We start from the raw sequence: 11,975 nt of genomic DNA on the forward strand, positions 1-11,975 counted from the left end.
CGGGTAGGATTTACTTTTTTGAAGCAATATCAGTCTTACGGATTCTTTCGCTCTGCTTTCATCGTTTTTTTGGTACGTTTCACCGAGTAGGAAGTTGTCGAGTCCACATCCTTGCGTCCGGTGCTGCTGCGGCTGCCATCAACAGTGCCTGAGGAACTGACGGTACCATTGTCATTCAGGATCGGTCCGGTTTCCTGGTTGACAGTATCTTTCAATATCGCCGACACATCGGAGGTGTCCTTTGTGACGCTGGTGCGCCTGGTTTTTTTCTGGTAGGATGATTGGGAACTGGTTTGCGCCATGGTCAGGGCGGGCGCCGCAAGCAATGCGGCAATAATCCATATCTGAAGCCTTTTCATTGTGTTTTCAGTTTTGTTGATGTGGCGGTATTTACAAAATCCATTCCATGAAAAATCCCGGCTGCGAACCGGGAATTCAGCATATACTGACTACATAGTGTGCATTCGTGCAGGAGCTTGCGCTCGATCATGTGTGTAATGTGATCATGGGTGATTTGTCAGTTGTGAAAGATTTTAAAAACTTTTACCGCGCCGTCGCTTTGTTCAAAATGGAACATATACTGGCCCAGTGCATAGTTTTTCATACTGATCATCAAGTCGGATGAACTGACACGTTGTGAAAACAAGGTCAGACCCGAGGTACTGATCATTCTGACCCTGCTCACTTTTTTATTCCTGATGACGATATGCAGCATGTCGGTCACCGGATTGGGGTAAAGTTCGGCCCACGACAATTCCGGGAAAAAGACCGAGCGGATGCTGCTGTACGTGAAACTACTGTCCCGGTCGGTCATTTTGAGGCGGTAATAATTCACTCCCGGCTCCGGAAGGCTGTCCGTAAAATGGTAGCTCACCGGCGTTGTTCCCGGTACAGCAGGCAGCATTGCGATACTGGTCCAGGTTCTGGCGTCAATGCTTCGTTCAATGCTGAAATGGTCGCTGTTTACTTCCAGACTGGTACCCCACGCCAAACGGGTTACCGACTCACTTTTTGTTGCATCAAAATACGACAGTACTACCGGCATCGGGTTCGAAACAATGTCCATTGATACCCGTCCTCTGGTTGAAACCACACCATTGGCGTCGCTCACGATATAGGTAAATGCATCCGGCCCGGTATAATCCTTCTCGGGATCAAACAGGATGCTTCCTGCTGAGACGGTTGCCTGGCCATGTTCAGGTAGCTCGTCCAAGGCCAGCGTTGCGGGTTTTAGGGGTGCGCACGTCGACTCATCATTGGCAAGCACATCAATCGTGGTCAGTTTATTTTTAATGGCAGTGCCAAAATCCGCTACTGCCAGCGGTTTGTTGAACGTAACAACAATATGCACCGACTCGTCGGATACACATCCATCCGCATTGACACCAAATGCCTTATAGGTACCTTCATCCGACACAACCAGTTCCGGGCCCGCTTCCGTTTCAACAAGCGCATCGTTCCGGTACCATTGGTAGCTGGCTGCGCCGGCGGAGGCGGCTGTGAGCCGGAGCGTGGTTTCCCTGCATATGGTTACCTCTCTGCTCCCGGCCTGACCCAAAGACAGACCAGACACAAGCAATAACAAGGCAGTCAGTAGGTAATGCATGAAAGTAGGCGTAGCAATTGGTTTCTGAATACTGCCAGGTTAGTTGAGCGTAATTGCAGGCGCCGTAGGCAGCGGAAGATTGTTGAGGATTTGCTTGGTACCTCCCACAATAGCTCCGGCGATTTTGGAAGCTGTCGGAATAAAGCTGCCCGTGGTTGGAAGCACGTAGGTGACCAGGGCGGAGTAGGTGCCGGGAGCGGTAACATTCAGTACTGATGACGTTTGTCCGTCAACCGCATTGCTGCCCAGTTTCCAGGCAAATGGCGATAATGTCACCCCGTAGGTATCCAGCCCGGTAGCTGCGGACACCGTAGCCGTAAGCTTCGAATTAACGGCAGCATTCGAGCAGAAATTCTCTTTATCAGCTGTAATGCTGACGGTCAGTTTCGGAAGTACAATGATGGTATGCTCCACAACTTCGGACAAGCAGCCGTCCAGCGCGGTAAGTACACCAAGGGTAATTTTGTGCAAAGATGCCGAGGTAGCGGTTCCATCGCCAAAAGTATGCGTCAGCACGCCGCCGCTCGCCTGGTCAAGTGTCCTGATCACCTGTCCTGTACCTGGGTCGAGTGTCCACAGGTACTGAAAAAACGAAGTAGATCCCGAAGCCGGCGCCAGGGAAAACGGTTCGCCGCTGACCACGTAGTAAGTGCCAGCCCTGGACGTGGTATTGAATGCAAGCAGTGCAAGCAGGGCAAAAATGGTAAAGATGCTTTTTTTCATAAAAACGGTTTGATTGAGTGGTAACTGAAATGAAAACTGCTGATGAAATGCATTTGACACAATTATGGGGTAAGTGCCACACCCGGAGAAACGGGCGGTGCAACTACGGTAACGGTCACTTTTTTCCGGGGAGAGACAATGCAGCCGCTTCCGCTTTTCTGGATTTCGGCATAGTATGTGCGTTCCCCTGCGGTGTTGAGGCCTGTTGCCGTCCAGTTGGCCTGAGCGGTGAGCAGCGTTCCCGATCGCACGGAATCGTACCAGCGATAGGTAAAGCTCCCGATGCCGGCAATCCCGGCCTGGGGCGCCAGTGCGGCGAGCGCTGCGGTCCCGATGTTGGTACATGCTTTTACATTGGAAGCATTGGGCACATCCGGCGCCCTGCGAACGTCGTGGATGTTGACTCCATTGGATCCCAGTGCCAGACCGAGTGTGCCGATATTCAGGTCGAGTTCCACCCGGTCAAATACGACCGGATTGCCCACGGCATCTTTGGGCGAAAAGTAAAATGCGGCCTGTGTATTATTTGTGCCCAAAAGTCCGAGCAGGTCGGCATCCAGCAGGCTGGCCACCAACTGGGCCGATCCAACCAGTGTGGAACCATTATAAGCTTGTAAAGTCAGGCTGTTGCCCAGGTTGACGGCAAGGAAAGATCCGCTTTGTGAAAGGATAAACCGCACTGCATCGGCAGCATTGGACGGTCCATTGAAAAAGAACGTCTGCTTGATGTGGCCTGACAATAGAGACAATCCGGTTGCTACAAAGGACGACCGGGTGGAAGTGCTTTCATCTATGGCATTGCCGGCATTCGACACATCGAACGTCCCCAGGTTCAATCCGCCGGAGCTGCCTTTGGTGGAAACATTGGGTTTGCCGCAATCGGATACACTGAATGGGTAGGGGTTGGATACATTGGAAGCCTGCGGGCCGTAAAAAGCATAGTAAACCTGCAAACTGATGCTGCCGAGCAGTACCGATGTGGCAACCGTGATCCTCACGGATTTGTAGCTTGCAGTGGGGCTGAGGGCCACAAAAACACTCCCGTCGGGCGTATAGTAGGGTGCATATTCGTTGCTGACCAGGGCAACCGCGTTGCCGTTTTTGTCGTAGGCCGTCACGGTGATTGCACCGGACGTAGTCAGTGCATTGTTATTATTATTGATGCGGACGTATGCCGTAGCCGGCGACGCAGCACTGCTGGTAATCTCGTTTGGAAATTCAAGTTGTATCCAGGCTTTTGAAATGCCCAGCGTGCTGCCTGCATCCAGTAAAGCAAAGTTGTCGTTCGGTTTGACATTGCCGGCGGTATTTCTGGCATTATCGGGATTCGTTACCGAGTATGAACCCACCGTTGCCTGCTGTCCGCCGTTGGTTTGTTTGTCTGCATAAACTGCATTGGCGGGTTGTGCAAGGCAGGTGCCGGTGTATACCAAAACAACCAGTAGTGCTGCAAAAAAACGGGCAAGACACCTTGAATACATTACTGAATAACTTTATGCAGTTGCCTAAATTACTTCTACGAATCTAGTAGGGGTTCGTTCTTCGTGCAAATTTTAACATAGAATTATTTGTTTGAAAAGTGAAAAACTGCCCTGGTTTGCAGGGAAGCTATTTTCTCTTTTGCAGCTAGTTTAACTATATATTGATCAGGTAATTACCAGTTTTTGCGGGATTGCCCGCAAGAATTAGCGGGTACTTGTAAAGTACTATTTGTACTAAAATGAAAATACTCCTCATGTACATCTCCTGAGCTTCCGGTAGCTGATTTTACGTTTAAAAAGAGCAATGGGTAAAGTACCGTGTCAGAAAGCGTAGTCCTACGCTGGTGCAAAGGCTACTTTCTTCCTATCTTGAACTATGCAGTACCGGCCTGCCTCTGTTCCGCCGGAGCCCCTGGAATGATATTCTGTTCAAATAGTACCGGATCATTTTCTACATCAAAACCGAAAAAGCGCCATGGCAGATCAAAACAATGTGTATACCTACCGTAATGGTAAAAAAGTAGCCCTCTACAAGAAAGCCGACCAGTTTGTTGCGCGTATGTCTCCCGAAAATATTGCTACCCTGGGTGTTCAGCAACTTGAACAGGTTTCGCCCTCGGCGTTCCGCGCAACGGTACCTGCCGATCAGCTTGATTCCGTTATGTCGGCAAGCCGTACCCTGGCACCCACGCACCATGCCTATCAGCTTCAGGATACAAACCAGGAGTTCCTGATCACAGACCGGATCATGGTCACATTCAAGAAAAAGCCGGATACGGACGAGCTTTCGGCATTTATCAACAAGTATGCGCTCATCATCAAGGCGCAGTACAGCGATATCGACTTTCTTTTTCAGCTCACCAATCAATCGGGTATGAACCCGGTGAAAATGATCGTGAAGATCAACGAGGAAGAACCCGGAATTGCGATTGCTGAGCATGACCTTATCCAGCGGGTAACCAAGTACCTTGACCTGCCTGCAGATCCTTCCTACAATCTGGAATGGCACCTGCACACCCGCACTGCACCGGCGGAAGATTATGATCCGCGTTCATCGAGCCGCTGCGAAGAAGCCTGGCTGCTGCTTAATAGTTACGGCAGTGCCGATGTTGTTATCGGCCTGGCCGACGACGGATGCAAGCTCGATCACGATGATTTTGACTCTACAGGCAAGTTCGCCGGCTGGGGATATTTTAACCGCGATACCCTGGTGAAGAAAACAGACATCGGTGCTGATCCGTCGCGCATGTATCAGCCTGATAATAATCACGGTACCTCCTGCGCGGGCGTGATCGCCGGGGAGGTAGACGGAACACTGACCGTAGGAGCCGCTCCGGGTTGCAGGCTGCTACCGGTCAAATGGGAGTCTTCGCCCGAAGGCGGCCTGTTTATTGATGATAATAAGATGATGCTTGTGCTTCAGTATATCTCGGACAAGGTGGATGTATTCTCTAATTCCTGGGGCAGCTCACCCACCATGATGTTCAGCCAGCAGGTCGTGAACCGCATTCAAAGCCTCGCCGCAACCGGTGGCCGGCGTGGCAAAGGCATTGTTTTTCTTTGGGCATCCGGAAATGAAAACTGTCCGATCGAGTACTCCGGCGACCAGGAAATTCCCTTTGATCACGGCGTGCAGGTCTCCGGCGACTCGCTGGTATGGGTAGGAGTACAAACCAGCAAAGTGTTCACCCATAATCTGGTGGGTATTCCGGGAGTCATGCATATCGCTGCATTGGCCAGTACCGCGAGGCGCAGTCATTATTCCAATTATGGTCCGGGCATCTCGCTCACAGCACCTACCAACAATGTGCACACTTATTATCGCCTGGCCGTCGAAGGGAAAGGAATCGTTACCACTACCGGTGATTCGATCGTTGCTGTGACCGACAGCTTCGGGGGCACATCCAGCGCTACACCACTTACCGCGGGTATAGCGGGGCTGGTCATTTCAGCCAATCCCGATCTTACTGCGCTTGAAGTGATTTCGGTATTGCAGCAGACAGCATCCAAGGACCTGAATACGACGCCGTACCCGCAAACTCCCCCGGCCAACTTTGATAATGACACATCCTGGGACGTTTCTCCGGTGTTCCCGGCAAACTTTGAAGATCAGGGACTGGCCGATGGTACATGGAGCAACTGGTTTGGCTTCGGCAAGGCAGATGCCTGTGAAGCTGTCAGGAAAGCGCTGGAACTGCGGGTTGGGGCACCGGCTGCAGTAGTTGTAAAAATCCGCTCGGCGATCGTTAACCCGGCGGGGAGCGACCGCAATGCCGAAAAAGTAATTCTTGAAAACGGAGGCGACCAGCCGGTATCCATCGAGGGGTGGGCGATAGTAGATAAAAATAACCGCACACAGCTTCTCACCGGGTCTATCCCACCGGTTTCAAGTTTGACTGTCGACCTTGAAACCAGTCAGATCATACTCAACAATACCGGTGGAACCATCAGTCTGCGGGATAGGACAGGAAACATGGTTCACCAGGTAAGCTATACGGGCAGCCAGGCTGCGCAGGGCAATGAGGTTGTTTTTGCGGTTTAAACTAAATGCCTATATTGCCTGCCTTGAACCTAAGAATTTGTTTGCATGAATGATACCAGACCTGAGATCCGGGATGTGCAGGTGATCCGCTACGTTACGCCCCTGCGCGAAGGCGGGTCGCTGCCGGCCATAGCCGAGGCAGACGATGGTTTTCTGTATGTGTTAAAGTTCAAAGGAGCAGGGCAGGGCACAAAGGCCCTCATTGCTGAGCTAATCGGGGGTGAGCTTGCGCGCAAATTAGGCCTCAAAATGCCGGAGATCGTCTTTGCACATCTGGATGAAGCATTCGGGCGTACCGAGCCCGACGAGGAAATTCAGGATTTGCTGCGCGCAAGCACGGGCCTCAATCTTGCAATGCATTATTTGTCAGGTGCATTTACCTTTGACCCTGTCGTAAACGGCATTGATGCGGATACAGCTTCAAAGATCGTGTGGCTGGATAGTTTCATCACCAATGTGGACCGTACTGCCCGCAATACCAATATGCTTGTCTGGCATAAGGAGCTATGGCTGATAGACCATGGCGCATCATTGTACTTTCATCATACCTGGAATGATTGGGAGGCCCAGGCATTAAAACCATTTGTACAGATCAAAGATCACGTCTTGCTGAGATATGCATCCCGGCTGCCTGAAACTGATGCCGCTTTCAGGGAAATTTTAAATGATCAGGTTATTGAAAACATCGTCTCCCTTATTCCCGATGACTGGCTGCTCCGCGACTCTCCCTTTGAGTCACCCGGGGAGCACCGCCAGGCTTACACCCGCTACCTGTCCCTGCGGCTTTCTGTTTCTGATGTTTTTGTAAAAGGAGCTGATGATGCCAGAGCGTTACTTATTTGAGTATGCAGTAATCCGCGTGATGCCCAGGGTTGAGCGTGAGGAGTTTATCAATGCCGGCGTGATCCTGTACTGTCCAGGAAAGAAATTTCTGAAAACGCTGATCAGCCTCAATGAAGCACGGCTGGCCGCACTTTGCCCGGCTACGGATATAGATGAAGTGAAGGAATACCTCGCCGCATTTCACACAGTGAGCGAAGGTGGTAAGCAGGGAGGTACGATAGGGGCATTGCCGATTGCGTCGCGTTTTCGCTGGCTTACTGCTATCCGCAGCTCGATCGTTCAGGCGTCCAGGGTACATCCGGGCATGTGTTGTGAGCCGGATGAGGAAGTTCAAAAATTATTCGATCAGCTGGTGCGCTGATTTACCTGAGCCGCAGATACAGCTCAACCTCATCTTTTTTCCTCCGCGAAACTTCCACGCGGGTACCATCAGACAGCAGTACAAACTGGTGATTGTGACTGATCTGCTGAATAAAGAGCGGATTTACCAGGTGTGACTTATGGGTGCGGATAAAGTTGAATTCACTTAGCATATCATGGTAGTATTTCAGCGTTTTACTTGAAATAAAAGGCCTCTTGCCGTCCAGGTGAATGTAAGTGTAATTTTTACAGGCTTCCAGCCGCACTACTTCGTCCAGCGTAAAAAAGAAAATACCCTCACTCGACGGCACTGCCAGCTTGAATTCTTTCGCATCGTTCTTCTTGATGTTATTTGCCAGATTGGCGTAAAGATCTTCCCGGTACAAAACAGATCGTTGCTGACTTTTTTGTATAAATCGGTCCACGGCTGCTTTAAGCTCTTCCGGATCAATGGGTTTAAGAAGATAGTCGAGTGCGCTGAACCGGATCGCCTGGATGGCGTACTGGTTGTAGGCAGTCGTAAAAACGACATCGAACTCTGCCTTCTTTTTTTCTGCAATAAAATCAAATCCATTCTGGTGAGGCATTTCGACATCCAGAAAAACCAGGTTAGGCTTAAAGTACTCCATCATTTCTACCGCTTTGCTCACCGACTCTGCATGCTCGACCTCTCCAATTTCAGGTACCAGGTTGATCAGGTAGCGGTGGACAATGTTTCTTGCTTTTTGTTCATCATCGATAATCAATGCTCGGATCATAGCGTGTGCATTTAAACGTTTTGCAAAAATGTGGATAGTTCAATTACTACGCAGGTACCACTGGCCTGACCTTCATCATCATACTTGTCAATAATGTGCACAGAAGCATGCTGGCCCTGGCGCTGTAAAAGATCCAGCCGGTCTTTGGTGATCTGCAACCCTTTGGATTTGTGTTGTTTGGCCTTGCTGTTATACTGTTTGATTTCAAATGACTTTTTTCGGCCTATACCATTATCCTCGATCGTGCACCGGAACACTTCATCATCCACTTTTTCGAAAGAAACCAGCAAGGTGCCGCCGCTGTTTTTATGCATGAGTCCGTGCCACAAAGCGTTTTCGACATAGGGCTGCAACAGCATGGAGGGAAGCAGGATTTCTTCGGATTCCAGTTCTTCATCCACAATGATCTGGTAAGTGAATGTTTGTCCAAAGCGCATTTGTTCCAGTTCAAGGTAGAGTTCCAGCACGTCGCGTTCCTCTTCAATGGTCACCAGTTTTTTGTCCGAGTTGTTGAGTACGGTCCTGAACAGCTTTGAAAACTTGTTGAGGTACTTGCTCGCTTCACCGTATTTCTCAGTCACAATGCACTCCTGTATACTGTTGAGGCAATTGAAGACAAAGTGAGGGTTCATTTGGGCGCGGAGGGCCATCAGTTGGCTTTCGGCCAGCATTTTGTTAATTTCCAGGAGCATAATCTCCTTCTCGTAAGCCTGATCTTCGGCCTGCGCCTCGGCAATTTTGGTCGCGCTGATGGAAGCAATGGTCATGAGCGCGCGCGCATGTGATTTTTTGAAAAAATTAGGCTGGCTGTTTTCTGAATCTACGACCCCGATCACCTTTCCTTCATGCATAATCGGCACTGCCAGCTCCGACATGCGCTTTTTATCGTCCATGATGTACCTTGGGTCGTGCCCGGTGTTCCTGACGATCACAGGCTTGCGGGTAGCCGCAGCCGCTCCAACGATCCCTTCACCTATACTTAGTTCAAGCGGATTTTCTATCTCGTGTCCTTTCAGGTTTTTAGGACCGTAAGCTGCCTTTTGGATCAGTTTGTTTTTTTCTTTATCAAAAAGGTAAACAACACAATCCTCAAAATGCAGCTGGGATATGCAGTTACGGGCAATGTCCCAGCATATTTCATTTACAGAATTTTCACCATAAACCGAATTGGCAAAGTATTCAATGGTTGATTCAAAAACCTTCTTCTGTCTTCGTGCTACAAAGCCCTGGTAAGTCAGCCGGAGTGATATGCCCACAGCCAGCACCACAATGAAGCGGAACCACCAGGTTTGCCACCATTGTGGTATCACCTGAACTTTGAGCGTGTTGATCTCGGGCATCCATTTTCCACTCTCATTGGTACTCCTGACCTTAAACGTGTAATTTCCCGGAGGCAGGTGATTATAGGATACGATCATGGAACGCCCTGAGTTGACCCAATCATCATCGATTCCCTCCATCATGTAGCCATACTGGAGGGAGGGGACGTCGCGATGGTTCAGTGAGGCAAACTGGAACGTTATAAAATCCTCATCCGAGCCGATCCGGACCGTCTTGTTGTTCTGGACGCCGGCGAGCTCTTTTTCAAAAATTTTGACAGATGTAATATTAGGTGGCCTGGTGACACGGATGCTCGCCAGCTTGGAGGGGTCAATCACCACAATATGATCCAGCATGATCGCATACAGCTTGTTTCCAACTATTTTGACGGAGTTCCAGTAATCCTGCAGCGTTTTCCCGAGATTAATCCTGAACCGGACTACATCCCTCGATTTGGTATCAAAAAACAGCAGCCCTTCCGAGCTTGCTACCCAGATCACTTTCCGCTGATCCATTGCAATACTGCTGATAAGGTCGAACAACAATCCGTTTGCAGTAGTAATGCTGTCGGTACATTGCCCCGCCAGATTGTATTTCAGCAACCCCCGCCTGCTCACCGCAGCCCAGATTTCGCCTTCCTCATCTTCCAGCAACTGGCCCACAAAGAAGTTCTTATTTATAAAAGGGGAGGTCGAAAACTTTCCGGAGTTTATATCATAGTGGAGAAACCCGGTACCTTCCAGCACAAAAAGGAGGTTGCCGTTTTTGAGCTGCAAATAACTCTGAAGCCCTTTGTAATCAAACAGGCCACTCGTTTTATCTTTTCCGACAAACCGCTTTAATACTCCGCTTTCCGGATCGTACCGGTACAATGCATCATCAACAATGTGAAACCATATTTTCCCTTGGATATCCTCAAAGATAAAGTTGGTGTACGTACCGCCTGATTTGTATTTCACCTGCTCAAAGCGCTGAATCGACGTCGCTCCCGGATCCAGAAAATAAACTCCGTTGACACCGCCAAACCACCATCGTGTACTTGTTTTGGCGATGGACAGGAATTTGTTGCGGAGCAGGTCACCTGACTTTGTAACCATAAACCGCTGGTAGTCGCGCTTGTCCATGTTGTAAAACACAATCCCGTCCTCTTTGGCTGCTACGATCTGATTATGGTCTACTACAATTGCGTTGGCATGTGCAAAGCCGGTATCCAGGGTAAAGTCAAAGCTCGGAAGCTTGTAAATGGCATTCAGGGGAGCATTGGCCGGATTTTTACTCAATCCATTGATGGTCGCAAACCAGATATTCCCCTCCGGATCTTCAATCGCATCCTGAAAATGTCCGTATGCAATGGAATTAGGGTCGTCCTGGCTGTAAGGGATTTTACGGAAAGGAGCATCCGGAGCTTTCAGGTAAGCGCTGTAAGTCCAGGTTGATGCCCACAACCGGTTTTTACGATCCACATACAGGTAGTTGAAACCATCACTCAGTTTTTTGCCGTCGATTTCACGGTAGGACCTGACTGCCTGTTTCTTTACGTCCCAGAAGTTGATCGAGAAATCGGTATTGGATCCAAACCAGAGGTTATAATCCCTGTCGAGCGTGATCGCTGTAATGAATTCCTTGTTGAGAATGGGATAGTTTAAAGGATTGTTTGCCCTGGAATACACTGCTTTGTGCGCAACATCAATAAAGTAGGGCCGGTACCCACCCACCCAGAAACCACGCCGTAAAGCATCCCAGCAAAAGGCGGTGACAGCCGAAAAAGCAAAGTTCTGGCCTTGCAAAATTTTGGTTTCAGGAATAACTTCTTCACACCGGCGGATCTTATTATTATCAAAAATAAAGATCTCTTTCAGTGCGATCAGCCACAAACGTCCGTTTCCGTCCGGTTTGATGGAGAGGATTTTCTTGTTTGCAAATGCCGCAATCCGCGCATCGATAAAAAATTTTCCTGCCTGCTTGTCAAACAGCATCAATCCCCGGCTCGTAGCAACGAGCAGGTTCCTGTCGTCATCCACAGGTTGAACTGCATTAATATAGTATGCTTTTTCGCCTTTCTGGCCATTGTACCGGCGTATCAGGTTGCCGTCAAACCGGTTCAGTCCGTTGCTTGTACCGATCCACAGAAAACCTTCTTTGTCGCGGTAGAGGCAGGTTGTTTCCCTGGCGCTGAGGCCGTCATTCTCATTCAAATTTTGAAAAATAAACTGCGCCATGCTCCGGCCGGGCATGAGGAGAAGAAGCAAGTATATCAGAAGTCTGCATTTCATGCGCGAACGGAAAGGATTGAGCAGAAAGCAATATAGTGCACCACATCATGCACCGGGAGTACCGATGCA

The 11,975-nt window shown here is 49.6% G+C and carries 9 protein-coding genes; 3 read left to right on the plus strand and 6 right to left on the minus strand.

Annotation, left to right across the window (positions count from 1 at the left end; all coding sequences use genetic code 11):
- Window positions 1-35 precede the first annotated feature (35 nt).
- From HWI92_RS00720 to HWI92_RS00735, 4 genes are all read right to left on the minus strand, one after another.
- Window positions 36-359: a hypothetical protein gene (locus HWI92_RS00720; RefSeq protein ID WP_204660301.1), complete on the minus strand. Its 324-nt coding sequence runs from the start codon at window positions 357-359 to the stop codon at window positions 36-38.
- 158 nt (window positions 360-517) lie between these two features.
- On the minus strand, window positions 518-1,606 hold the full coding sequence (locus tag HWI92_RS00725) for an Ig-like domain-containing protein (protein WP_204660302.1): 1,089 nt from the start codon (window positions 1,604-1,606) through the stop codon (window positions 518-520).
- A 39-nt stretch (window positions 1,607-1,645) separates the two neighbouring features.
- Complete coding sequence (locus HWI92_RS00730) at window positions 1,646-2,329, minus strand: hypothetical protein (protein ID WP_204660303.1); 684 nt, start codon at window positions 2,327-2,329, stop codon at window positions 1,646-1,648.
- A 62-nt stretch (window positions 2,330-2,391) separates the two neighbouring features.
- Window positions 2,392-3,810 carry an Ig-like domain-containing protein gene (locus HWI92_RS00735; RefSeq protein ID WP_204660304.1) on the minus strand — a complete coding sequence of 473 codons (1,419 nt, stop codon included), beginning with the start codon at window positions 3,808-3,810 and terminating at the stop codon, window positions 2,392-2,394.
- 475 nt (window positions 3,811-4,285) lie between these two features.
- Between HWI92_RS00735 and HWI92_RS00740 the strand changes: the two genes are divergently transcribed.
- From HWI92_RS00740 to HWI92_RS00750, 3 genes are read left to right on the plus strand one after another with little or no spacing between them, the layout of a single operon-like run.
- A complete protein-coding gene (locus HWI92_RS00740) occupies window positions 4,286-6,352 on the plus strand; it encodes a S8 family serine peptidase (protein WP_204660305.1) in 2,067 nt (688 codons plus the stop codon).
- A 45-nt stretch (window positions 6,353-6,397) separates the two neighbouring features.
- Window positions 6,398-7,195, plus strand: a complete 798-nt coding sequence (locus HWI92_RS00745; RefSeq protein WP_204660306.1) for a HipA family kinase — start codon at window positions 6,398-6,400, stop codon at window positions 7,193-7,195.
- Window positions 7,170-7,556 carry a DUF3037 domain-containing protein gene (locus HWI92_RS00750; RefSeq protein WP_310589504.1) on the plus strand — a complete coding sequence of 129 codons (387 nt, stop codon included), beginning with the start codon at window positions 7,170-7,172 and terminating at the stop codon, window positions 7,554-7,556. The genes HWI92_RS00745 and HWI92_RS00750 overlap by 26 nt, the downstream gene beginning before the upstream one ends.
- A gap of 1 nt (window position 7,557) precedes the next feature.
- Here HWI92_RS00750 and HWI92_RS00755 read toward each other — a convergent pair whose 3' ends face one another.
- Together HWI92_RS00755 and HWI92_RS00760 are read right to left on the minus strand one after the other, a co-directional pair.
- Window positions 7,558-8,313, minus strand: a complete 756-nt coding sequence (locus tag HWI92_RS00755) for a LytR/AlgR family response regulator transcription factor (protein WP_204660307.1) — start codon at window positions 8,311-8,313, stop codon at window positions 7,558-7,560.
- 11 nt (window positions 8,314-8,324) lie between these two features.
- Complete coding sequence (locus HWI92_RS00760; protein WP_204660308.1) at window positions 8,325-11,906, minus strand: sensor histidine kinase; 3,582 nt, start codon at window positions 11,904-11,906, stop codon at window positions 8,325-8,327.
- Window positions 11,907-11,975 lie beyond the last annotated feature (69 nt).

This window comes from Dyadobacter sandarakinus, assembly GCF_016894445.1.
In the GTDB taxonomy this organism is placed as follows: Bacteria; Bacteroidota; Bacteroidia; order Cytophagales; family Spirosomataceae; genus Dyadobacter; species Dyadobacter sandarakinus.

Bases quoted from the DNA above. Each gene is read 5' to 3' on its own strand.
- HWI92_RS00720 (WP_204660301.1), bottom strand. From the start codon at position 359: ATGAAAAGGCTTCAGATATGGATTATTGCCGCATTGCTTGCGGCGCCC.
- HWI92_RS00725 (WP_204660302.1), bottom strand. From the start codon at position 1,606: ATGCATTACCTACTGACTGCCTTGTTATTGCTTGTGTCTGGTCTGTCT.
- HWI92_RS00730 (WP_204660303.1), bottom strand. From the start codon at position 2,329: ATGAAAAAAAGCATCTTTACCATTTTTGCCCTGCTTGCACTGCTTGCA.
- HWI92_RS00735 (WP_204660304.1), bottom strand. From the start codon at position 3,810: ATGTATTCAAGGTGTCTTGCCCGTTTTTTTGCAGCACTACTGGTTGTT.
- HWI92_RS00740 (WP_204660305.1), top strand. From the start codon at position 4,286: ATGGCAGATCAAAACAATGTGTATACCTACCGTAATGGTAAAAAAGTA.
- HWI92_RS00745 (WP_204660306.1), top strand. From the start codon at position 6,398: ATGAATGATACCAGACCTGAGATCCGGGATGTGCAGGTGATCCGCTAC.
- HWI92_RS00750 (WP_310589504.1), top strand. From the start codon at position 7,170: ATGATGCCAGAGCGTTACTTATTTGAGTATGCAGTAATCCGCGTGATG.
- HWI92_RS00755 (WP_204660307.1), bottom strand. From the start codon at position 8,313: ATGATCCGAGCATTGATTATCGATGATGAACAAAAAGCAAGAAACATT.
- HWI92_RS00760 (WP_204660308.1), bottom strand. From the start codon at position 11,906: ATGAAATGCAGACTTCTGATATACTTGCTTCTTCTCCTCATGCCCGGC.